Raw genomic sequence first — 21,830 nt, 5'->3', positions numbered from 1 at the left:
GTGCTGAACAAACGGTTCCTGGCTGTGGCCGGGATCGGCCTGGTGGGCGCCCTCGCGTTCACCGCCTCCCCGGCATCCGCCGACCCGAGCGGGACGCCCACCTACCGCGACCTCGCCGGCGTCGGTTCCGACACGACCGAGGGCGTCATGAACGGCCTCTCTCAGGTCATCCTCAACTCGAGCAACGTCAAGCAGATCGCGTCCTACGACGCGTTCGGCACGGCGACGATCAAGACCAAGGAGGTCGGCTGCGAGCTGAACCGGCCCGCCGGTTCCGGCAACGGAGTCACCGCCCTGGTCGCCTCGGTCGACGCGGCCAACAACTGCATCGACTTCGCGCGCTCGTCGAGCAACAACGCGTCGTCGTACGCCGGCAAGAACCTGACCTACATCCCGTTCGCGGTGGACGCGGTCACCTACGCGGTGCGTGGTGACGGCACCCTCTCCCGGACGCTGACCAAGGCTCAGCTGACCTCGATCTACAACTGTGGCGTGGCCGCCTACAAGCCGCTGCTCCCGCAGTTCGGCTCGGGCACCCGCTCGTTCTTCCTCAAGCAGCTCGGCTTCACCGACTCGGCCGACTTCGTGCAGCTGGCCAACCACACCTGCATCGCCGAGAAGGACTCGACCGGCACCGCGCTGCAGGAGAACAACGGCACCCTGGTGACCGCCACCAACCAGATCGTGCCCTACTCGATCGCCCAGTACCTGTCGCAGACCGCCGGTGTGGTCAACGACGTGCACGGCAAGGTCGTGCTCGGCGCCCTCGACGGCCAGTCGCCGACCGTGCTGAACACCGCGTCGACGATGGTCCGCGACGTCTACAACGTGGTCCCGACCGCGAAGCTCACCGACGCCAACGTGTCGAGCGTCTTCGTCGGCTCGACCTCGAAGGTCTGCGTCAACACCACCACGATCAAGCGCTACGGCTTCGCGCCGCACGCGTCCTGTGGTGACACCACTCTCCGTACGCCGAACTGACCCGAAGGCGACTGAACAATGCAGCTCTCCCGTATCGCGGGCGCGGCTCTCGTCACGGCTGCCACCGCCGCGACCATTCTGACCGGCGCGGGCGCGGCCCAGGCCGCTCCGGGTGCCGGCACTCTCGGCACCCTCTCCGTCACCCCGTCGACCGGCACCGATCTGTCGGCCCCGCAGGTGACCACGTCGGCCGGCTGTGCGGCTGACTCGGACACCTACCACGCCGTGATCACCGGCCCGGGCGGTTTCTCGGTCGGCTACCAGATCATCAACCCGACCGGCGCCAACTTCTCCACCGAGGCCTCCTTCTCGGCCGCGTTCAACAACACGTTCGCGGACGCCGCCAAGGACCTGAGCACCACGATCGTGGCCGGCGAGTACGACATCACGCTGAACTGCCTGGACTCGTTCACCACCGAGGCCCGGGGCAGCTTCAAGGGTGCGGTCTACTTCACCTCGGCGACGGCGTGGCAGACCACCGACCCGAACGCGTCGCAGCCGTCGAGCACCTCGCTCGACGTCACCCCGGCCGGTCCGGTCAACGCCGGTGACATCGTGACCCTGAAGGCGACCGTCGCCCCGGCGACGACCACCGGCACGGTCCAGTTCAAGGACGGCGACGCCAACCTCGGCGGCGAGGTTGCCGTCAGCGGCGGGATTGCCTCGCTGGCGACCGCGGCGCTGACCGCGGGCACCCACCAGCTCACCGCCGTCTTCACCAGCAGCTCGGCCGGCATCAACGGCTCGACCTCGGCCGCCTCGGCGCTCGTGGTCAACGGCCCGGCGGCCACCGCGACCACCACCTCGCTGGTGGTCAACCCGAGCGGTTCGGTGCAGCAGCTCACCCCGATCACCCTGAGCGCCTCGGTTCTGCCGACCGGTGCCCCGGGCAAGATCCAGTTCGTCGACGCGGGCCAGAACCTCGGTTCGCCGGTCACGGTGACCGACGGCGCGGCCACGTTCACCACCAGCAGCCTCGCGGCCGGCAGCCACACGCTGTCCGCCCGCTTCGTGCCGACCAACTCGGGCTCCTACGCGGGCAGCGAGTCGGACTCGGTCGCCGTCGCCATCACGCCGTTCACCGGCGGTACCGGCTCGCAGACCATCTCCACCACGGTCGAGAGCGGTGCCCTGACGATCAGCGTCGGCAGCAGCGACCCGGTGGTGCTCCCGGCCCCGGCCCTCACGTCGGACGCCTCGAAGCTCACCACCGCCGGCACGATCAACTCGCTGACCGTCACCGACCTCCGCGCCGGCAACCTCGGCTGGAACGTCGCCGGTCAGGTGTCGGACTTCTCCGACGGCAAGAACCACTCGATCAACGCGGCCAACCTCGGTTGGACGCCGAAGGTGATCGACAACTCGGCGTCGCAGGACGTCGCCGTCGGTTCCAAGGTGGAGCCGGCCAACGCCATCGCGCCGGGCGTCTCCGCCCCGGCCGGTCTCGGCCTGGCGTCCAGCCGCACTCTCGCCTCGGCCGCGGCCGGCAAGGGCGTGGGCACGGCGCACCTGAACGCGAGCGTGTCCCTGCAGGCGCCGACCACCACCGTGGCGGGCACCTACACGGCCACCCTCACCATCACCGCGATCTGATCCACCTCGTGCGGGGCGGGCCGCCACCCGCCCCGCACACCCTTAGCTAAGGACGGTCATCATGCGGCGTGCGGCAGCACTCCTCGGCGTCTTGCTGGTCCTGGTCCCGGCCGCGCCCGCGGCCGCCGACACCGGTGGACGGGCCACCTTCGGGGTCCGGCCGACCGGCAAGAGCGGTCCGGATGACCGGCCCACCTTCGCCTACGCGGCGACGCCCGGCGGGATCTTCAACGACCAGGTGGAGATCTCCAACGCCGGGACCAAACCATTGACCCTCAAGGTGTACGCGAGTGACGCGTTCACCCCGCGCACCGGCGGGTTCGACCTGCTCGCCGCGGGGGCGAAGCCGACCGACGCGGGCGCCTGGGTGGTCATGTCGAAGCCGATCGTCACGGTCCCGGCCCGCGGCCGGATCATCCTGCCGTTCACGCTGAAGGTGCCGGCCACCGCGACGCCGGGCGACCACAGCGCCGGCATCGTCGCCACGCTCACCTCGCAGGGCACCGACGCCAAGGGCAACAAGGTGTCGGTCGACCAGCGCGTCGGCGCCCGCGTCTACCTCCGGATCAGCGGCTCGCTCGAACCGCGCCTGACCGTCGAGGGGCTGACCGCCGACTACCACCCGAGCCGCAACCCGTTATCGGCCGGGAAGACCACGCTGACCTACCGCGTGCGCAACACCGGCAACGTCCGGCTCGGCGCCCATCAGAAGGTCACGGTCAAAACCTTGTGGGGTACGAAGACGACCGCCGACGGTGTGGCCGATGTGCGGGAGATCCTGCCCGGCGACGCGGTCGACATGACCGCCGAGGTCAAGGGCGCGCTCCCGGCGATCTGGCTGACCGGCTCGGTGGCCGCCGACCCGATGGCCCAGGCCGGCGACGAGAAGCTGCCGCTCTACTCGACCACCCGCGATCACGGCTTCTGGGCTGTCTCGTGGACCCTGCTGGCCATCCTCGTTGGCCTGGTGCTGCTGGTCGGTGGCGTTTTCGGCGTCCGCCGGCTGCGCCGCCGCGGGCGCGCCAGTGCTTAGCGCGCTGGCCGCTCTGATGGCGAGCGGCACCCTTACGTTCTTCCCGTCGACCAGCATCGACACCGCCGCGATCGTGGTGCAGACGTCGGCCGGTTGCCCGTCGACCGCCGACGCCTACTACGCGATCGCCACCGGGCACGGCTTTCCGAAGGACGGCCAGGTCGTGACCGCGCCGACGGCCGCCGGGATGTCGCGGACCGAGGGCTTCAACGTCTTCTTCGCGCAGACGATGAAGGACTTCGCCGCCGACAACGGCACCACGCTGCAGGGCCGCTACGACGTCTCGGTGTACTGCGTGGACTCGTTCACCGGCACCCGCTACGCCCAGTTCGACGGCAAGCTGACGTTCTCCTCGCCGACGAAATACCAGGCGTCCGGCCGGAACACCGGAACCCAGCGCCCGACTGTGCCGGTAGCGGAAGCCGCGCCGGCCTCCGAAGCGGCGCCGACTCCGGTCGAGACGACGGCCGTGGTGGACGCCGCGCCAGCCGCTACGACCAGCAAGAACAGCCTTCCGGTCGGCTGGATCGCCGGCGCCGTTGCCGCGATCCTGCTCGCCTTCGAGACCGGGCGGCGCCTCGGGCGCCGCTCCGCCACCACCCGACCTTAAGGAGGAAACCGTGCTGCGATCCTTCCGTGCCTGGGCGGCATCGTCCGGCGTGATCCTCATGGCCGCCGGGGCGATGGCGCTGGTCTTCGCGTCACCCGCCCGGGCGGCGACGTTCTCGACCACGCTCACCTTCTCGTCGACCAGCCAGACCGACGAGACCGCGCCGCGACTGCTCACCACCGGCGGCTGCCCGGCCAGCACCGACGTGTACTACGTGACGGTCACCGGCCCCGGCAAGTTCGCCGACCCGTTCCTGATCACCCCGAACACGACGGCCAACTTCAGCACCGAGGAGCCGATCGAGGCGACGTTCTCGATGACGATGCTGGACGCGGCGAAGGACCTCGGCCTGACCGCGGTCCAGCCCGGCTACTACCTGGTCACGCTGGCCTGCATCGACGGGCTCGAGCAGATCGTGCGCGGCTCGTACAGCGGATATATGCACTTCACCAGCGCCACCGCGTACGTCACCGGCGCGAACGTCTACCCGGACAGCACCGCCGAGCCGAGCACGTCGGCGTCGGTCTCGGCCTCCGCGTCGGTATCCGCATCTCCGTCGGTGTCCGCGACGCCCAGCGAGACGGTGAGCCCGGACCCGACGACCGATCCGACCACCGCGGCCCCGACCACGTCCCCGACCGCCACCGCCACGGCGGGGGCGACGCTGCCGCTCACCGGACCACCGGCCGGCGGGATCTTCGTCATCGGCATCCTGCTGCTCATCCTGGGTGGCGCGATCGTCCTCGGTACCTGCCGCTTCGACCGCCCGCAGCCGGCGCGGTGGTGAGCACGATCAGCACCACGATCACCGAGCCGCTGCCGGCCGGCGAGCCACCGGCCGAACAGGCCAGACCGACGCCACCTCCCGCGCCCGCCCCGCCGGCCTCGGTCGCCTCCGAACCGGATCCGCGCCGGCGCGATGCACCGCAGCCGGTGCGGCCGCCGCACACCGGTGGCCGCACGGTCGGCACCGCGCTGACCATCCTGGCCGCGATCGCGCTCGGCTTCGTGGCGCAGATGACCGCGCTCGGCGCGCTCTCCCAGGAGCGGGCCCAGCGGGTCGCCTACGCCAATTTCCGCGCCGAGCTCGCCCAGGCCACCGCCCCGGTCAGCCACTTCAACGAGGCCGGCACCGACTCGCTGGCCGAGGGCGCCGCCGTCGCGATCATCAGCATCCCGGCGGTGGGCGTGCGGCAGGTCGTCTTCGAGGGCACCGACAGCGGCGTCCTGATGCGCGGCCCCGGCCACCGGCGGGACACCGTCTTCCCCGGCCAGCAGGGGGTCAGCGTGCTGATGGGGCGGCGCGCGGCCTACGGCGGTCCGTTCGCCCGGATCGGCGATCTCCGCGGGGGCGACAGGATCACCGTGATCAACGGGCAGGGCGAGCACGCGTACCAAGTAATCGGCGTGCGCCGGACCGGTGAACCGCAACCACCGGTGCTCGCCGCCGGCGAAGGCCGGCTCACCCTGGTGACGGCGGACGGGCAGGCCTACGCCCCGACCGACGTGCTGCGGGTGGACGCCAAGCTGGTCAGCGAGCCGCAGGACACGCCGCGGCTGGCCATCTCGTCGGCGGTGCTGCCGACCAAGGACGCGGTGATGGGCATCGACCTGATGGCGCTGGTCCCGCTGGTCCTGTGGGGACAGCTGCTGGTCGCGGCCGCGCTGTCGGTGGCCTGGCTGCGGCAGCGGCTCAGCGCCTGGCACGCCTGGCTGATCGGCGTCCCCGTCCTTGCCCTGCTCGGCGTGCTGGTGGCCGGCCAGGTCGCCCAGCTCGTGCCCAACCTGATCTGATCGAGGAGCTCCGATGACCGAAACCGCCGTGATGCCGAGGGTGTCGGCCTACGACGCCGTGGCGCTCGAGGCGCACTCGATCTCCGCCTGGTTCGGCGACCACAAGGTCCTCGACCGGGTCTCGCTGACCATGCCGGCCCGGATGGTGACCGCGCTGATCGGGCCGTCCGGCTGCGGCAAGTCGACGTTCCTGCGGATCCTCAACCGGATGCACGAGCTCATCCCGAGCGCGTCGCTGGCCGGCGAGGTGTGGCTGGACGGCACCGACATCTACGACTCGAGCATCAAGGTCACCGACGCCCGCAAGCACATCGGGATGGTCTTCCAGAAGCCCAACCCGTTCCCGGCGATGTCGATCTACGACAACGTGCTGGCCGGGCTGAAGCTGACCGGCACCCGGGCGTCCCGCGGGCAGAAGGACGCCCTGGTCGAGGAGTGCCTGACCAAGGCCGGCCTGTGGCGTGAGGTGCGGGAACGGCTGCGGCAGCCGGGCGGCGCGCTCTCCGGCGGGCAGCAGCAGCGGCTCTGCATCGCCCGTTCGCTGGCGGTCCGCCCGCAGGTGCTGCTGATGGACGAGCCGTGCTCGGCGCTCGACCCGACCTCCACCCGCCGCATCGAGGAGACCATCGCCGAGCTGCGCGAAGAGGTCACCATCGTGATCGTCACGCACAACATGCAGCAGGCGGCCCGGGTGTCGCAGCAGTGCGCGTTCTTCCTCGCCGAGCAGGGCACCCCCGGCCACATCGTGGAGTCCGGCCCTACCGACGACATGTTCAACGCACCGATCGACCCCCGGACCGCCGACTACGTCAACGGCCGCTTCGGCTAACTCAACCTGAAGCTCTGCGCGGCGGTGCCGTTGCAGGTGTACTGCACCAGTTGGACGCTGTCGGCCGTGCTCGCGGCCGGGACGTCCAGGCACTTGCCGCTGTTGCGGTTGACCAGGTGGAACCAGCCGTCGCTCTCGGCCACGGACTGCCACTGCTGGTTGAGGCCGCCGCTGTACGTCCAGGTCTGGATCTTGGCGTTGTCGGCGGTGGAGACGTCGGTGACGTCGAGGGCCTGGGCGCTGTTGGCCTGGTTGTTGACCCGCACGTAGCTACCGGTCGTGGTCACCAGCTGGTACTTCTGCGCGGCCGAGCCGTTGCAGGCGTACTGCTGGATCGCGGTGCCGTTGGTGGTCCCGGCCGAGCGGGCATCGACGCACTTGCCGCTGTTCTTGTTGACGATCGAGGAGTAGCCGGCCGGAGGCGTGGTCGGGGTAGTGGGCGGGGTCGAACCTCCGCCGAGCCACAGCAATCCGTTGATCAACCACTGGTTCTGCTGCGCACTCGCGAACGTCGACGACGTACGCGTATTGGTCGTGTAATTCATGCCGTTGTGCCCGAAGTTGGCGTACAGCATCTTGTAGTTCTTGTTCGTCCACATGATCGGGTAGAAACCGCTGCGCCACTGCTGGTTGGGGTCGTCGCCGACCGGGAAGGTCGAGGCGTCGAGCGAGGCCAGGATGTCGATGTTGGCGTTGTTGCGCAGGTCGTTGCTCCACGAGTACCACTCGCTGACCGACGACGGGATGGTGGCCGGCAGCCCCGCCGTGGACGGGTGGTTGCGGTCCTCGATCTTCAGCGTCTCGGCGGTCGGCCCCCAGGTGTTGGAGACGAAGTTCCCGGAGCCGAGGAACGTGTTGTAGTACCAACTCCAGTCGTTCGCGCTGGTGGTGAACGCGCTGACGTGGAAGCCGAGGAAGCCGCCACCGTTCTGCATGTAGGTCTGGAACGCGGCCCGGCGCTCGGCCGGCGGTCCGTCGTCGAGGAACATCACGACCTGCACGCCGGCCAGCCCGCTCGCGCTGAGCCGGCTCCAGTCGGTGGTGGCCTCCCAGCTGAAGCCGTACTGCGCGCCGGCCTGCGGAAACCACTCCTTGGCTTCCTTGTCGAAGTCGATGTGCGCGGCGTCCCACGTTCCGTTGTAGAACGCGAGCACCTTGAACGCGGGCGCGACGGCGGCGTTGGCGGAGTGCACGGCAAGCCCGGTCGCGGCCGCCGTGAGCAGGGCGATCGCCCCGACAAGGGCACGTCTGATCAGTCTTCGAGACACGGTGGATACCTCGGGGATGAGTAGCGGTTGGGGACGCGGCGCCGCTGCGCACATCCTCAGGCATCGATGTCCCGGCCCACAAGGTTAAGTCACCTAATAGTTAAATTAACTTCCGAAGGATGGGGGTGGCGGCGAACGGCATCGGCTGATAGCAATATCGAAAGGTTTCTTGCTTGTTACAGCGAGGAGAACCGCATGGCCGGCCTCGGAACCGCAGCCCTGACCGCACTCGTCCTGGGCACCGCTTTGTCCCCTCCCGTCTCGGGTGCCACCGCGCGCGTCTGGATCAGTTCGCCGGACGGCGCCTACGCGATGACCGACGCCGGGACCGTCGAGTTCGGCAAGGCGGCGGAGACCACGACGCCGACGATCATTGTGGACCCCGCCCGGAAATATCAGACGATGACCGGCTTCGGGGCCTCGATCACCGACTCGTCGGCGGCTGTGCTCTACCGGCTCGCGCCCGCCGCCCGCAACGCCGCGATGACCGACCTCTTCGCCGCCGACCGGCTCAACTTCCTGCGCCAGCCGATCGGCGCCTCCGACTTCACCGACGAGCCGGCCTACACCTACGACGACGTGCCCGCCGGTCAGACCGACTACGCGCTGCGGCACTTCAGCGTCGCGCACGACCGCGCCCAGATCCTGCCGCTGCTCCGCCAGGCGAAACACCTCAACCCTTCACTGCAGATCATGGGTACGCCGTGGTCCCCGCCGGCCTGGATGAAGACCAACGGCTCACTGGTTGGCGGCCGGTTGATCGACAGCCCGGCGATCTACCGCGCGTACGCGTCCTACCTGCTGAAGTTCGTCCAGGCCTACCGGGCCGAGGGTGTCCGTATCGACTACCTGACCCTGCAGAACGAACCGCAGAACCGCGCGCCGTCCGGCTACCCGGGCATGGACCTGCCGTCCTGGCAGGCGGCCAGGGTGATCGAGCAGCTCGGCCCGATGCTGCGTTTCGAAAAGACCAAGATTCTTGGGTACGACCACAACTGGGCCGAACATCCCAACGACGCCGCCAACACCCCGCCCGACGAGACCGCGGACATCAACCACTACCCGCAGGAGCTGCTGGCGACCCCGGCCGCCCGCTGGATCGCCGGCACCGCCTACCACTGCTACTCCGGCGACCCGAGCGCGATGACCGCCCTGCACGACGAGTTCCCGGCGAAGGACATCTACTTCACCGAGTGTTCCGGCAGCCGGTCCGGCGACCCGGCGCTGACGTTCTCCGACACGCTCAAGTGGCACGCCCGCAACCTGATCATCGGCAACACCCGGAACTGGGCGAAGACCGCCGTCAACTGGAACCTGGCGCTCGACGAGACGAACGGCCCGCACACCGGCGGCTGCGGCACCTGCACCGGCGTGATCACGGTCGGCGCTTCCGTGAGCCGAAACGCCGAGTACTACACGCTCGGCCATCTGGCTCGTTTCGTGCGGCCGGGGGCGACCCGGGTGGCGAGCACGTCGTTCGGCACGACCGGCTGGAACGGCCAGGTCATGGACGTCGCGTTCGTCAACCCGGACGGCAGCACGGTCGTGGTCGCGCACAACGAGAATGACAACCCGCAGGCGGTCGCGGTCCGGATCGGCGATCGGCAGTTCAGCTACACGCTGCCGGGCGGTTCGCTGGCCACCTTCGTCTGGCGCGGCCACGTCGGCAGCTTTGATCGGCCGATCACCCCGACCGGCTGGACCGCTTTGGGTACGGGCGACGTGCCGGCCGGCGCCGTCGACGATGACGCCAGCACCCGCTTCAGCACCGGCGCCGCCCAGCAACCCGGCCAGTACCTGCAGGTAGACCTCGGCCGGATGCAGTCGGTGCGGCGGCTCGTCTTCGACACCGGCGCCTCGACCGGCGACTACCCGCGCGGCTACACGATCACCGCGTCGGCCGACGGCGTGCACTGGGCTCCCGTCACCGGAATGGGGAGCGGCCAGTTCACGACCGTCGACCTGCGCGGGCGACAAATCAGATATGTCCGTATAAACCTGACCGCGAGCAGCGACAGCTGGTGGTCGGTCGCCGACGTCCGCGCTTACCGCTAGTTAAAGGACAGTCTGGGGGTAGAACTGGCTCGGGTCGTTGGCGAGCGACGCCTTCACGTGGGCGCTCCAGTCGTCGGCGACGACCTCGAGCCGGTTCGCCTCGATCCCGTCCAGGGCGGCCTTCACCACGGCGGCCGGCGCGATCTTCGGCCCGTCGTAGTCGGCCATCATGTCGGTGTCGGCCGCCCCGAGGTGCAGGCCGGTGACCAGCGTCTTCTGGGCCACGAGCTCAAGGCGTACGCCATTGGTCAGATTCCAGGTGGCGGCCTTGGCCGCACCGTAGGCACCGGCGCCGTCGTAGGCGAACCAGGAGAGCGCCGAGAGCACGTTGAGGATCGCGCCGCCGGCCAGCCGCGGCGCGAACGCCCGGATCATGTTGAGCGTGCCCCAGAAGTTGGTGTCCATCTCCCGGCGGATCGTCTCCAGGTCACCGCTGATCAGGTTGGCGCCGGTGGAGATGCCGGCGTTGTTGATGAGCAGGGTGATGTCGTTGGCCGTCGCGGCGGCCGCGGCGATCGAGTCGGGGTCGGTGATGTCGAGCTGGAGCGGCACGACGCCCGGGATGTCGATCGTCTCGGGCCGGCGGGCGGCGGCGTACACCTTGGTGGCGCCGCGCTCGAGCAGCTGGGTGGCGAAGGCGCGACCGAGACCACGGTTGGCGCCGCTGACCAGGGCAATTGATCCGGAAATCTGCATAAGAGCTACGCTAGAACCTGACGTTGACGTCAGAGGCAAGAACTGCGATCGGAGTCACCCATGCGGATCGGCGAGCTGGCCACGAAGGCGGGCGTGAGCGTCCGCGCGCTGCGCTACTACGAGGAGCAGGGCCTGCTGGCGGCCGGCCGCAGCGGAAGCGGCCAGCGCCACTACGCCGACCCGGCGGTCGACCGGGTGCAGCTGATCCAGCACCTGTATGCGGCCGGCCTGGCCAGCCGCACGATAGCCGAGCTGCTCCCGTGCGTGGATGCCCAGGTCAGCACCCCGGAGTCCCGGGCCAAGCTGTCGGCCGAGCGCGACCGCATCGACCGCCAGATCACCGACCTGATCCAGACCCGCGACCGCCTGGACGCCATCATCGAGCTGACCGAGGACCCGGCCCGAAGCGGCTGCTCGATCGCCGACTACGCGACGTAGAGCTTCCGCAGCGGCGCGGAGACCTCCCAGACGGTCTTGGTCCCGGCGGTGAGCCGCACGAGATCCCCGGCCGAGATCGCCACCGGCGCCGCACCGTCAACGGTGATCGTCGCAGCGCCCGCGAGCAGCAGAAACACCTCGTCGACCTCGACGTCACGCACCGCCCCGACGCTCATCTCCCAGACGCCGACCTCGACCTCGGTCCCGCCGAGCCTGGTGATCGGCGTGGCGCCGAGCGTCGGCGCCCCCGCCACCACCTCGTCGTCCCCGGCCGGCGAGTGGTCCACGGCAATGTCGGCAAGCCGAAAGATCTCCATACCGTGGACCCTACCGGCTCATGATCAAGATGAGCCGAGGCGGCCGATCGCCGAGGAGACGTCGCCGACCCGGTCGGCGAGCAGGCCGACCGCGCCGACCGCCCGGCTCATCGGGTCGTCGCCCGAACCGCCCAGCGCCTTGGCCCGCAGGTAGGCCGCCTTCACCTCGGCCCACCGCGCGGCCTGGGCCGGGGTCAGCCGGCCGCGCAGCTCGGCCAGCTTCAGCAGGTTCGCCTCGGCGCCGGTGGTCAGGGTCTGCGCCTCGCCCGCGTAGTGGTCGTCGAGGACCGTCTCGACCTCGTCGTCGTTCATTGCCGGGACGATGCGTTCGGCCAGCTTGTTCATGTTGCGGTAGGAGCCCTGCAGCCGGAACGGCGGCTCGGTGCGGGACTCGTCGGCCTGCCCGGCCGACGCGATGTACGCCTGGTTGTTCCGCAACACGACCTGCTGCACCTTTCGCATCTTCTGCAGCACGGCCAGGACCTGCGAAAGCTCGGCCGCCGAATACGCGTACGACAGGCGGTCCGGCCGCACCGTGTCGTCGCCGGCGGCGAGCCGGACCAGCAGCGGCAGGTCGTCGCGGGAGCGGGTGGCCAGCGGCGCGAGCACCGGGTTCGAGGTGAGCGCGTTCTCCAGATAGGACATCTCGAACGCGTCCTCGCGGCCGGACAGCACGTCGCCGAGGTTCCACACGTCGGCCCGGTTGGCGAGCATGTCCGGGATCCGGAAGCGCTGCCCGCTCTCGGTGTACGGGTTGCCGGCCATGCACACCGCGAACCGCTTCCCGCGCAGGTCGTACCGCTTCGTATCGCCTTCCCAGACGCCCTCCATCTGCCGCTGCGCGTCGCACAGCGAGATGAACTTCTGCAGCAACTCGGGCGACGTGTGCTGGATGTCGTCGAGGTAGAGCAGCACGTTGTTGCCCATCTCCAGGGCGAACGAGATCTTCTCGATCTCCTGCCGCGCGGTCGCGTTCGGCGCCGACAACGGGTCGACCGAGGTCACCGCGTGCCCGAGCGCCGGCCCGTTGACCTTGACGAAGACCAGGCCGAGCCGGTTCGCCACGTACTCCATCAGCGTCGTCTTGCCGTAACCCGGCGGCGAGATCAACAGCAGAAGACCCGATTGATCCGTACGCTTCGCGTCGCCGGCCGCGCCGAGCTGGCGGGCCAGGTTGTCGCCGATCAGCGGCAGGTAGACCTCGTCGAGCAGCCGGTTGCGAACAAAGGCGGTCAACACCGCCGGGCGGTATTCGGCCAGGCGAAGACGGTTGCGCTCGGCGACCGCGAGGGCATTGCGCCGTTTTTGGTACGACCGGAAGGCGGGCACCGCGGTCTCCCGGAACGTCCTGGTCGCGGCCAGGAACCGGTCGAGCCGGACCGGCAGCTTGCCGCCGGTGATCCGCGGGTGCACGCCGAGCAGGCCCTCGACCGTGGCGTCCAGCGCCGCCGACGAGTCGTACCTGGTCAGCGCGGTGCCGGTGAGCTCGATCGCGACCGCTTCGGCGAGGTCGTCGGCGGTGCCGGCGTCGGCGAACGCGTGCCGGAACGAGGTCAGCCAGCCGGTGATCAGCTGCCGCTTCTCGGCGACCGTGGTCAGCCCGGCGAGGTCGTCGAGGTAGCCGCGGCCGGCCCGGTGGAACTTGTCGAGGAAGGTCCGCGCCCCGGCCGCGGTGACGAACCCGGGGGTGCCGCCGGCCAGCTCCTCGACCAGGTATTCGCCGATCGGCGCCCCGGCCGCGGTGTCGAGTTCGGTGGCCAGCTCGGCGAGCGGGAGGGCGCTGCCGAAGGCGTCCCGGGCCCGGGCCAGCGACGCCGCCCGCAGACCCCAGACCGCGCGCTGCTCGGCGGTGGCGGTGAACGCCCAGAACAGCTGGGCGGCGACCCGCACCGACGGCTCGAACCGGAGCAGTCCGGCGCCGGCGTGCAGCCGGAGGACCGCGGCCAGGATCAGGGCCGCGTCGGCGTCGTGCACGCCACGTTCGTACCCTTCGTCGATCCGGGACTCGGCTTCCCTCCGTACGAAATCAGGCAGGGACCCGTCGGCCAGCGCGGCCGCCGCACGGGCCGGATCGGCCGCGAAGATCGCGGCCGCCAGGAACTCACCCCGGTAGATCGTCGCCGTCTCGGACGGCAGCGACTGCGGCCAGAACGGGCGGGTGTCGGCGATGAAGGCGGCGTCCCGGATCGGCGCGCGGTAGTCGGTGCCGGTGATCGTGAAGGCCAGGTCGGGGCCGTCCGGCACCAGGGTCAGGTCGATGTCCTGGGTGTTGACCGCGAACGTGTGCCGGCCGAGCCGGATCGTGGTGCCGCCGTCGCCGTAGAGGTCGAGTCGGTCGCGCAGGGCCCGGCCGGCCTCCTGGCGGGCGGCCTTGACCCGGCCGTCCAGCTCCTCGGCGCGCACGGTGTCGCCGAGCGTGCGCAGCTCGGCCGCCACCGACCGCAGCTTGCCGACCATCGGATCGGTGGCGAAGTAGGTGTTGACCTCTTCCAGCGTGGCCAGCCCGGCGACCCGTCGCTGCACGCTGACCAGGGTGCGCTGGGCGGACGCGACGATCCGGTCGGCCCGGCGCTGCCGCTCGTCGATGAGCCCCTGCCGGCGGCCGGCGTACGCCTCGTAGACCTCGGTGCGCTTGGCGGTGAGCTGGTCGACGAAGTCGTCGAACTCGCCGAACCGGGACTCCAGGCCCTCGACCTGCAGCATCAGCTTGGCGGACTGCTCGTCGCAGCGTTCCGGCGTGTCCGCGGCCGCGAGCCCGGCCGTCACCGCCTGCCCGAGCAGCGCGAACTCGGCCGCGAACGCGGCCCGCCCTTCGACCGCGGCGAGCTCGCGGCGGCGCCCGTCGAGGGTGGCCCGGGCCCGGTTGATGCCGCCGAGGACCTCGCCGATGCGTTCCAGGATGGCGACCCGGACGGTGGCGTCGGCGATGTCCAGCCCGCCGACCACGTCGATCACCACCTGCAGGCCGTCGGCCTGCTCGGTCAGCTTGTCGGCGACCGGCTGAGCGGCGGCCACCGTGGCGATCGCGGCCGCCTCGGTGACCAGCGCGTCCACCGCCCGCTGGTAGCCGGTGAAGGCTTCCTCCTGGCGCAGGAACTCGACGGCCCGCCGGGCGGTCGCGTCGACCTCCTCGGACAGCTGCGTCTCGAGCGCGTCGAGCCGGCCGAGATCGGCGTACCGCACCTCGCGCAGCGTGACCGCGTGTCCCTGCTGCTGGCGCAGCGCTGCGAGCAGCCCGATCCAGCCGTCGGTGCCGGCCGGCACCTCGCCGCGGGCCCGCCGGATCAGCGCGGTCGCCGCCGCCTGAGCCTCGTCGACCGCGGCGGTGGCCTGCGCGGTGAGCTGCTGCACCGACTCGAACTCGTCGAGCACCTGCTCGGCGGTGGCCCGGACCTCGCGCAGCGGCGCGGCCAGGTCGTCCAGCTCGGCCTCGCCCAGCCAGAAGTAGTTGTCGAACAGTCGCGAGCAGGCTGCGATGATCGCCTCGAAGACCGGCCCGGACGGCGACATCTCGTCGACCATCCGGGACACCGAGAGCGCGTCGGCGATGCCCCGGACCAGGTCGGCGTTGCCGATCCGGTCGAGCGGGCCGGTGCCGATCGGCTGCGCGGCCGCGAACGTGTCGGAGACGAACGGGGTCTGCCAGATCTGCATCGGGTGGACCCGGGTGGGTTCGTCCGAGTCGTGGCGGAACGCGATCAGGGTGCCGTCGTCGAAGAGGGACCAGCCGTGGCAGGTGATCGGCGTGGCCACCTCCTTGCGGATCACGTTGTAGGGCAGCAGCAGATAGCGGCCGGTCGCCCGGGCGTGGAAGACGTAGAGCACGTCCTCGCCGTTGACGCTGCGCAGCACCCGCTCGAACTCGAGGTCGTCGGTGTCCGCGTCGAACGTCTTGGCCAGGCCGGTGGCCAGGTAATACCCGCCCGGGAAGATGATCCCCTGATCCTCCGGCAGCCGCTGGCAGGCCTGCCCGATCCCGTCGAGCCGCCGCACGTCCCGGGTCCGGGTGTTGAAGACCAGGTACCGCTCGCGCGTCTCCTTGTACGGAAGGATCTTGAGCAAGATCAACGGACCGATGCGGGCGTACGCGATGGAAGCGTCGGCCAGGCTCTGCAGCGGCTCGTCGACGGGCTCGCTGAAGATGCCCTCGCCGTCCTCGGTGTTGTTCTCCACCTTGACGGTGAGGGTGCCGCCGACCGTCTCGACGAAGACCGCGTCCTCGATCGAGACGTGCGGGTGCCGCCCGAGAATGTGCTGCTCCCGGGTGGTCGGCTTCCACTCGAAGTCCTGGGCCGGGGGAAAGACGTGGTCCCGTTCGCCCCGATTGTCGAGGTAGGACACCGTGCCGTCGACGCCGACCCGCCAGCGCAGCACCTTGAGGTCGTCGCCGCGCGCCCCGGTCTGGAACACCGCGAGCAGCAGCCCTTCGAGCCGGCGCAACTGCAGCAGCCGGGTGTCCCGGTAATACCGGTACAGCTCGGCGAAGTCGCGTTGGAATCCGGGGTCGTCCAGGATCCCGGCCTTGTTGCCGGGCGTCAGCTTCTGGTCGGCGAAGTCGTGCACGGCGAAGACGTCGGCCACCGCGGTCTCGGCCTTGAGACCGATGAACACGTTGTAGCCGAACAGCATCGACCCACCCACGTGCGCGATGTCCCGCGGCACGCAGTTGTTCTCGGTGCGGACCCGCTCGGTGCCGAGCAGGCTCATCTGCCGGCCGCCGAACGTCTCGACGCGCTTGTCGTTCAGCGTCTCGGCCCGGGCGGCCAATTCCTTGGCCTGCGCGCCCAGCCGGGCGCGCAGGACCTCATAGGTGCCGGCGTCGAGTTCGGTCACCGGTTGGCCGGGACCTTCGCGTCGGCGATGCCCATCTTCTCGGCCGCGGCGAGCAGCTCTCGGAGCTTGCCGGTGTCGCCGCGCCCGGCCTTGATCTGCTGGGTGAGGAACGCGGCCAGGCTGACGTTGGCCACGTCGGCGGTGTTCAGGCCGCCGATCGCCCGGGTCAGGTCGCCCATGAAGTCGCCCTCGCCGTCGAAGTAGCGGGAGCCGAGCGCCTGCGCCACCGTCGAGTGCTCGACGAAGCCGTCCACGCTCTTGCCCAGCGTGATCGAGCCCATCAGCTTGTCGAAGAAGATCGAGTCGCCGCCGACGATGTCGATGTCGGCCTTCTCCAGGCCCTTCGCGAGCACCATCGCCTGCGACTCGGCGATCTCCTTGTGCACGTTGATCCCGGCCAGCCGGATCTCCTTCTCCATCTCCAGCCGGAGGCGGTACTCCTCGTGCGCACGGGTGGCGTCGTCGAGGGCGGCCATCGCGCCCGCCTTGTCGGTCAGACCCTCGGCCTCGGCCTGCAGCTTCGCCTTGATCGAGTCGGCCGCGATGAGCATCCGCTCGCGCTCGACCACGTTCTCCGCCTTGCCGGTCTTCTCGACCACCTCGGCGTTGCGCTCGCGCACCTGCACGTCGGCGAGGCCGGCCGCGGCCGCCTCGGCCTGGGTGCCCTCGGCCAGCCGGATCTTGGCGCGGGCGTCCAGCTCGGCGGTCTGCTGCCGGGCCTCGGCCAGCAGCAGCACCTCGCGGGCCTTGAACTTGGCCGCGGCCTCGGCCGCCTCGGCCGCCTTGATGTCCTTGACCAGGGCTTCCTGCGCCTCGGCCTCGGCGTTGATGATCACGGCCTGACGCGTACGCTCGGCCTCCTCGACCACCCGCAGGCGCTTGATGATCTCTTCCTGCTCGGCGACCGTCTTCTCGACCGCGATCCGCTCCCGGATCACCTCGGCGATCGCCCGGCGCTCACCCTCGACCTCTTTGTCCTTGGCGATGGTGGACAGCTCGGTCTCCCGCTGCCGGCCGATGACCTCGAGCATCCGGTCCTTCTCGATGCGCTCGGTCTCGATCGCGATGACCCGCTCGCGGTTCTTCTCGGCGACCGCGATCTCCCGGGCCTTGTTCTCCTCCTGCACGCCGAGCTGCTGCTGGGTCTTCAGCTTGGCGCCCTCGGACCGCAGCATCTCCTCGGCCTGGGCGAGGGCGATCTCCGCCTCCTCGCGGGCCCGGATCGTCTCGATCTCGCGGCGCTGCTTGATCTCGGCGTCCGCCTGCCGGCGCTGGAGTTCGAGGATCGTCTCCTTGGCCTCGACGTTCTGCCGGGTGATCTCCTTCTCCTCGTTGCGCCGGAAGTCGTTGGTGAGGACCGCCTCGATCGCGGTCAGCTCGGTGATCTTCCGGATGCCCTGCGCGTCGAGGATGTTCTTGCTGTCGAGCGACAGCAGCGGCGTCTGCTCGAGGAAGTCGATCGCCGCGTCCTCCAGGCTGTAGCCGTTGAGGTCGGTGCCGATCACCTCGATGATCTGATCGCGGAATTCGTGCCGCTTCGTGTAGAGATCGACGAAGTCGAGCTGCTTACCGACGGTCTTGAGCGCTTCCGAGAACTTCGCGCTGAACAGCTCCTGCAGCGTGGTCTCGTTGCTGGCCCGGGCGGTGCCGATCGCCTGGGCGACCTTGATGACGTCCTCGGTGGTCTTGTTGACCCGCACGAAGAACGTGATGCGGATGTCGGCGCGGATGTTGTCCCGGCAGATCAGGCCCTCGCGGCCGGTCCGGACGATCTCGATCGTCTTCACCGAGATGTCCATGATCTCGGATTTGTGCAGCACCGGCAGCACGACGGCGCCGGTGAAGGTGACGTCCACCCGGCGCACCTTCGAGATGATCAGCGCCTTGCCCTGCTCGACCTTGCGGAACATCCGGCTCAGGAAGAACAGTGCGCCCAGTGCGATGAGAACGATGACGGCTACGAGAATGCCCAGACCGGTCGAGATAACGTCCATCAAGCGTCCTCTTCAGGGTTTAAATTCTGGGGTTTTCCGCTGCGGGAAGGCCCAGTGGCTATATCGGCGGGAACTACCCAGAAGAACTCGCCCTCTGAGTCATAGTCGTAGAGAACGGCGACAGTGCCGGCGTGCAGGTCGTCGTCGCCGGCCTGGCGGACCTGCACGATGGCGGAGGAACCGTCGTCGGCGCGGACCTCGGCTTGCCCGAAAGTGCTGGTCACGCGGCCCGTTTGGATAACGCAGGTGCGGCCGAGGAAGTCGTTGCGGGAGGCATCGGTACGAAGTGGACCGAACCGTCTGATCAGGACGGTCGCGATCCGGGTGAGAAGCCAGGCGGCGATCAGGGCCCCGATCAGCGCCAGCCAGCCCGGCAGGAACTCGGCCCCGGAAAGGCTGCCGAACCAGGCGAAAACCACCAACAGTGAGATGGGTACGGAGACCGGCACGCCCCCGAGCCCGGCAAAATCCAGCAGGTCGCCGCTGCCCTCGGCGTCCGGGTCCGCGCCGCCGGCGATCACCACGATCCAGAACCCGATCACGATGATCAACAGGGGCGTGAACAGGACTGTCGGGAAACTCAAGGCAGCCCCGATGAACCCGCTCATGATCTTGTTACGCCCCCGTCCGTGCCCTGCTCGCCACCGTCATGGTCGCAAACGAGGTCAATGTGATAGCACAGAGGTCACGGACCCGTCTCGGTTTCCTGGCAGTTTTCGCCTAACGCGTGGTCTGGTGCTTTTCGTCCGCTTTGTCGACTAAACAAGCATAACGTCGGTTCCGATGATGGAGACGACAACTGAGGTTCGCCCGGCCGCCGCCAGCGCGGCCGGGCCAACCCTGAGGTTCCGTCCCGACATCGAGGGGCTGCGCGCGATCGCGGTGCTCGCGGTAGTCCTCTGCCACGCCGGGGTGCCCGGCCTCGGCGGCGGCTTCATCGGCGTCGACGTCTTCTTCGTCATCTCCGGCTTCCTGATCACCGCGCTGATGATGCGCGAGCTGGCCGCGACCGGCGGCCTGTCGCTGCTGCGCTTCTACGGCCGCCGAGCCCGCCGCATCCTGCCCACGTCGACGCTGGTGCTGGTCACCGTCGTGGCGGCCGGCCACCACTGGCTCGGCTTCCTGCGCGGCGACGAGATCGCCGCCGACGGCCGGTGGGCGGCGCTGTTCGCCGCCAACGTCAACTTCGCCGCTCAGGGCGTCGACTACCTGGACTCGCAGTCCGCGCCGTCCCCGCTGCAGCACTTCTGGTCGCTCGCCGTCGAGGAGCAGTTCTACCTCGCCTGGCCGGCCCTGGTCGTGCTGCTGATCTGGCTCGGCCTGCGGCACACCACCCCCGCCGTGCTCGGCCTCGTCGTCGCCGGCTCGCTGGCCTGGTCCATCTGGCTGGCCGGCACGACGTGGTCGTACTTCTCCCCGGCCACCCGCGCCTGGGAACTCGGCGCGGGCTGCCTGCTGGCGCTGGTCGCCGAGCGCCTGGACCGGATCCCGGCCGGAATCTCGACCGCGCTGGCCGGCGCCGGCCTCGGCGGCATCGTGGTGGCCGCCCTCAGCTTCGACGACAGCACCCCGATCCCGGGCTACGCGGCGGTGCTGCCGGTGCTGGCCACCGTGCTGGTGCTGGCCGGGCGCGGGGACGCGGTGCTCGGCGTCGCGCCGCTGCGCTGGATCGGCCAGATCTCCTTCCCGCTCTACCTCTGGCACTGGCCGGCGCTGATCATCGCCGAGCAGGCCTACGGGCCGCTGTCCGGCCGGACGCGACTGGCGTTGGTGCTGCTCAGCGTCGCGCTGGCGATCGTGACCCACCTCCTCGTGGAGACCCCGTTCCGGCGCAGCCCGCGTCTGCAGCGGTCCCACCTGCTCACCGTCACCATGGCGGTGCTGCTCATCGCGGCACCGCTGGCGATCTACCGCGGTTAGGAGCGCCGATCCGCATGCCCTTTGACGCCCGTACGGTCCGCTTCCCGCTCGTTCTGCTTCTGCTGGGTCTGTTCGTCCTCGCGGTCGCGGGCTGCGCCGACGCCCAGCCGGTCGAGCCGTCGCCGTCCGCGGCTCCGCCGCCCTCGGGGTCGCCGGCCGGGGTGCTGGCCGCGGTCGGCCGGGCGCCGGGCATCCGGGCGGTGCCGGCCGACCTGACCCCGGCGTTGTCGGCGGCCGGCGACGACCTGGGCTTCGACCCGCGGAAGTGCGAGGCCGCCCCGGCCGCCGACCGGCTCGACGACCCGTGCGTCTTCGGTGATCCGGCCGGCGCGAAGCGGGTGGTCCTCTACGTCCTGGTCTATCGCAACCAGTTCCACCTGACCGGAACGTACGCCCGGGTGCTCAACGAGGTCCTCGAAGACGCCCTGCTCGACGACGGCACGCCATAGGGCGTGCCGTCGTCTCTTCGTTTTCAGCGCCGACGGCGCAGCACCGCCACTACCACCGCGGCGACGCCGAGTGCCGCGACGGCCAGGGCGGCGATCGGCAGCGGCCGGCGGGCCACGTCGGCCGGGCGACCGTCGGTGAACTGATGCTTGGCCTCGTGCCCGGCCTCGCTCGCCCGGTTCGCCAGTCGGCCGGCGGCCTGCGCGGTCGCCTGCTGGACCCCCGCGACCTGCGCGGACTTCTCGGCCGCGACGTCCTTGACCTGCGCGGTCTTCTCCGCGGCGAGGTCCTTGACCTGGGCGGTCTTCTCCGCCGCGGCCTCCTTGACGTGTGCGGTCTTCTCCGCGGCCACGGCCTTGACCTGAGCGGCCTTCTCGGCGGCGGCGTCCTTGATCTCGGCGGCCTTCTCGACCGCGGCGTCCTTGATCTCGGCGGTCTTCTCGGTGATCTCGGCCTTCTTGTCGGCCGCGGCGTGCTGCACCCGGGCCTTCACGTCGGCCTTCGCCGCCAGCGCGGCGGCCGTCTCGCCGAGGTCGGCCCGCGTCTCCTGGATCGACTCGCGAACCTCGTCCGCGGTCCTGTTGTCGCCGCTCATGTCCGTCCCTCTCGGATAGCTTCCTTGACGGTCTCGACGTCGCGCTTGCCGCTCGCCATCGCGGCCTCGGGCTCCGGCGGCATCGCCTTGGCGACCTCGTTCTTCCCGATCAGCGCCGCCACCCCGGCCGAGCCGAAGAGCAGCACGGTCACGATCAGCGCGGCCACCCAGGCGGGCATGACCAGCGCGAGCAGCGCACCCACGGTGAAGAAGAGCGCGCCGAGCCCGTAGAGGGCCAGAGTGCCCGCCGCACCGAACAGGCCGGCGCCGATGCCCGCGCGCTTGCCCTTCTCGACCATTTCGATCCGGGCGAGCTCCAACTCCTCCCGGACGAGCGTCGAGACCTGCTCACTCATATGCCGCACCAGGTCAGCGGTCGACTGTTGCTCGGTATGCGTCGTCATGCGCGATTGCCTCCTCAGCCCAC

The 21,830-nt window shown here is 70.0% G+C and carries 19 protein-coding genes; 11 read left to right on the top strand and 8 right to left on the bottom strand.

All coding sequences use genetic code 11. The features are described from left to right. The 7 genes from Adu01nite_RS36435 (at position 1) to Adu01nite_RS36405 (ending at position 6,840) form a co-directional block, all read left to right on the top strand. Positions 1-981 carry a hypothetical protein gene (locus Adu01nite_RS36435; RefSeq protein WP_203733846.1) on the top strand — a complete coding sequence of 327 codons (981 nt, stop codon included), beginning with the start codon at positions 1-3 and terminating at the stop codon, positions 979-981. Between the two features lie 18 nt (positions 982-999). Further along, positions 1,000-2,574: an Ig-like domain repeat protein gene (locus tag Adu01nite_RS36430; protein WP_203733845.1), complete on the top strand. Its 1,575-nt coding sequence runs from the start codon at positions 1,000-1,002 to the stop codon at positions 2,572-2,574. A gap of 61 nt (positions 2,575-2,635) precedes the next feature. Beyond that, positions 2,636-3,607 (top strand): DUF916 domain-containing protein, encoded by a 972-nt coding sequence (locus tag Adu01nite_RS36425; protein WP_203733844.1) that lies wholly within the window; start codon positions 2,636-2,638, stop codon positions 3,605-3,607. Continuing rightward, positions 3,600-4,217: a hypothetical protein gene (locus tag Adu01nite_RS36420; RefSeq protein ID WP_203733843.1), complete on the top strand. Its 618-nt coding sequence runs from the start codon at positions 3,600-3,602 to the stop codon at positions 4,215-4,217. The genes Adu01nite_RS36425 and Adu01nite_RS36420 overlap by 8 nt, the downstream gene beginning before the upstream one ends. A gap of 10 nt (positions 4,218-4,227) precedes the next feature. Beyond that, a complete protein-coding gene (locus Adu01nite_RS36415) occupies positions 4,228-5,004 on the top strand; it encodes a hypothetical protein (protein WP_203733842.1) in 777 nt (258 codons plus the stop codon). Continuing rightward, positions 5,001-6,011, top strand: coding sequence for a sortase (locus Adu01nite_RS36410; protein WP_239132961.1), 1,011 nt, complete (start codon positions 5,001-5,003; stop codon positions 6,009-6,011). The genes Adu01nite_RS36415 and Adu01nite_RS36410 overlap by 4 nt, the downstream gene beginning before the upstream one ends. Before the next feature lie 13 nt (positions 6,012-6,024). Further along, on the top strand, positions 6,025-6,840 hold the full coding sequence (locus Adu01nite_RS36405) for a phosphate ABC transporter ATP-binding protein (RefSeq protein ID WP_344520333.1): 816 nt from the start codon (positions 6,025-6,027) through the stop codon (positions 6,838-6,840). On the opposite strand, the gene Adu01nite_RS36400 is transcribed toward Adu01nite_RS36405, so the two are convergent. Further along, the gene (locus tag Adu01nite_RS36400; protein ID WP_239132960.1) at positions 6,837-8,108 is read right to left on the bottom strand and encodes a ThuA domain-containing protein; all 1,272 of its coding nucleotides are present in this window, start codon (positions 8,106-8,108) and stop codon (positions 6,837-6,839) included. The two genes, Adu01nite_RS36405 and Adu01nite_RS36400, sit on opposite strands and share 4 nt — an antisense overlap. Positions 8,109-8,303: 195 nt before the next feature. Here Adu01nite_RS36400 and Adu01nite_RS36395 point away from each other — a divergent pair, with 195 nt between their 5' ends. Next, positions 8,304-10,163, top strand: coding sequence for a glycoside hydrolase family 30 beta sandwich domain-containing protein (locus Adu01nite_RS36395; RefSeq protein ID WP_203733840.1), 1,860 nt, complete (start codon positions 8,304-8,306; stop codon positions 10,161-10,163). Here the strand turns inward: Adu01nite_RS36395 and Adu01nite_RS36390 are convergent, their stop codons facing one another. Next, a complete protein-coding gene (locus Adu01nite_RS36390; RefSeq protein WP_203733839.1) occupies positions 10,164-10,859 on the bottom strand; it encodes an SDR family oxidoreductase in 696 nt (231 codons plus the stop codon). Between the two features lie 60 nt (positions 10,860-10,919). Here Adu01nite_RS36390 and Adu01nite_RS36385 point away from each other — a divergent pair, with 60 nt between their 5' ends. Next, positions 10,920-11,297 (top strand): MerR family transcriptional regulator, encoded by a 378-nt coding sequence (locus Adu01nite_RS36385; RefSeq protein ID WP_203733838.1) that lies wholly within the window; start codon positions 10,920-10,922, stop codon positions 11,295-11,297. Here the strand turns inward: Adu01nite_RS36385 and Adu01nite_RS36380 are convergent. Genes Adu01nite_RS36380 through Adu01nite_RS36365 form a run of 4 tightly spaced genes read right to left on the bottom strand, consistent with a single transcriptional unit; the run spans position 11,285 to position 19,049 of the window. Beyond that, a complete protein-coding gene (locus Adu01nite_RS36380) occupies positions 11,285-11,614 on the bottom strand; it encodes a cupin domain-containing protein (RefSeq protein ID WP_203733837.1) in 330 nt (109 codons plus the stop codon). The genes Adu01nite_RS36385 and Adu01nite_RS36380 overlap by 13 nt on opposite strands. Positions 11,615-11,638: 24 nt before the next feature. Next, the gene (locus Adu01nite_RS36375) at positions 11,639-16,447 is read right to left on the bottom strand and encodes a DNA repair ATPase (protein WP_203733836.1); all 4,809 of its coding nucleotides are present in this window, start codon (positions 16,445-16,447) and stop codon (positions 11,639-11,641) included. Beyond that, positions 16,444-18,441 carry a flotillin family protein gene (locus Adu01nite_RS36370; protein WP_203733835.1) on the bottom strand — a complete coding sequence of 666 codons (1,998 nt, stop codon included), beginning with the start codon at positions 18,439-18,441 and terminating at the stop codon, positions 16,444-16,446. Before Adu01nite_RS36370 ends, Adu01nite_RS36375 begins: the two co-directional genes overlap by 4 nt. Beyond that, complete coding sequence (locus Adu01nite_RS36365; RefSeq protein ID WP_203733834.1) at positions 18,441-19,049, bottom strand: OB-fold-containig protein; 609 nt, start codon at positions 19,047-19,049, stop codon at positions 18,441-18,443. The genes Adu01nite_RS36370 and Adu01nite_RS36365 overlap by 1 nt, the downstream gene beginning before the upstream one ends. A 175-nt stretch (positions 19,050-19,224) precedes the next feature. Here Adu01nite_RS36365 and Adu01nite_RS36360 point away from each other — a divergent pair, with 175 nt between their 5' ends. Continuing rightward, positions 19,225-20,361 carry an acyltransferase family protein gene (locus Adu01nite_RS36360; protein ID WP_203733833.1) on the top strand — a complete coding sequence of 379 codons (1,137 nt, stop codon included), beginning with the start codon at positions 19,225-19,227 and terminating at the stop codon, positions 20,359-20,361. A 14-nt stretch (positions 20,362-20,375) separates the two neighbouring features. Further along, positions 20,376-20,810, top strand: a complete 435-nt coding sequence (locus Adu01nite_RS36355) for a hypothetical protein (protein ID WP_203733832.1) — start codon at positions 20,376-20,378, stop codon at positions 20,808-20,810. Between the two features lie 23 nt (positions 20,811-20,833). Here Adu01nite_RS36355 and Adu01nite_RS36350 read toward each other — a convergent pair whose 3' ends face one another. After that, on the bottom strand, positions 20,834-21,403 hold the full coding sequence (locus Adu01nite_RS36350) for a DUF3618 domain-containing protein (RefSeq protein ID WP_203733831.1): 570 nt from the start codon (positions 21,401-21,403) through the stop codon (positions 20,834-20,836). Beyond that, complete coding sequence (locus Adu01nite_RS36345; RefSeq protein WP_203733830.1) at positions 21,400-21,807, bottom strand: phage holin family protein; 408 nt, start codon at positions 21,805-21,807, stop codon at positions 21,400-21,402. Before Adu01nite_RS36345 ends, Adu01nite_RS36350 begins: the two co-directional genes overlap by 4 nt. Positions 21,808-21,830 lie beyond the last annotated feature (23 nt).

The sequence above is a fragment of the Paractinoplanes durhamensis genome (genome assembly GCF_016862175.1).
Classification (GTDB): domain Bacteria; phylum Actinomycetota; class Actinomycetes; order Mycobacteriales; family Micromonosporaceae; genus Actinoplanes; species Actinoplanes durhamensis.
Note: the sequence above shows the minus strand (reverse complement) of the source record. Positions and strands in the feature narration are given on the sequence as shown.

What these genes read in the sequence shown, in the direction of transcription:
- Adu01nite_RS36365 (WP_203733834.1), bottom strand. Translation starts at nt 19,049, where the DNA reads ATGAGCGGGTTCATCGGGGCTGCCTTGAGTTTCCCGACAGTCCTGTTC.
- Adu01nite_RS36355 (WP_203733832.1), top strand. Translation starts at nt 20,376, where the DNA reads ATGCCCTTTGACGCCCGTACGGTCCGCTTCCCGCTCGTTCTGCTTCTG.
- Adu01nite_RS36405 (WP_344520333.1), top strand. Translation starts at nt 6,025, where the DNA reads ATGACCGAAACCGCCGTGATGCCGAGGGTGTCGGCCTACGACGCCGTG.
- Adu01nite_RS36425 (WP_203733844.1), top strand. Translation starts at nt 2,636, where the DNA reads ATGCGGCGTGCGGCAGCACTCCTCGGCGTCTTGCTGGTCCTGGTCCCG.
- Adu01nite_RS36390 (WP_203733839.1), bottom strand. Translation starts at nt 10,859, where the DNA reads ATGCAGATTTCCGGATCAATTGCCCTGGTCAGCGGCGCCAACCGTGGT.
- Adu01nite_RS36360 (WP_203733833.1), top strand. Translation starts at nt 19,225, where the DNA reads ATGATGGAGACGACAACTGAGGTTCGCCCGGCCGCCGCCAGCGCGGCC.
- Adu01nite_RS36430 (WP_203733845.1), top strand. Translation starts at nt 1,000, where the DNA reads ATGCAGCTCTCCCGTATCGCGGGCGCGGCTCTCGTCACGGCTGCCACC.
- Adu01nite_RS36395 (WP_203733840.1), top strand. Translation starts at nt 8,304, where the DNA reads ATGGCCGGCCTCGGAACCGCAGCCCTGACCGCACTCGTCCTGGGCACC.
- Adu01nite_RS36380 (WP_203733837.1), bottom strand. Translation starts at nt 11,614, where the DNA reads ATGGAGATCTTTCGGCTTGCCGACATTGCCGTGGACCACTCGCCGGCC.
- Adu01nite_RS36345 (WP_203733830.1), bottom strand. Translation starts at nt 21,807, where the DNA reads ATGACGACGCATACCGAGCAACAGTCGACCGCTGACCTGGTGCGGCAT.
- Adu01nite_RS36385 (WP_203733838.1), top strand. Translation starts at nt 10,920, where the DNA reads ATGCGGATCGGCGAGCTGGCCACGAAGGCGGGCGTGAGCGTCCGCGCG.
- Adu01nite_RS36350 (WP_203733831.1), bottom strand. Translation starts at nt 21,403, where the DNA reads ATGAGCGGCGACAACAGGACCGCGGACGAGGTTCGCGAGTCGATCCAG.
- Adu01nite_RS36370 (WP_203733835.1), bottom strand. Translation starts at nt 18,441, where the DNA reads ATGGACGTTATCTCGACCGGTCTGGGCATTCTCGTAGCCGTCATCGTT.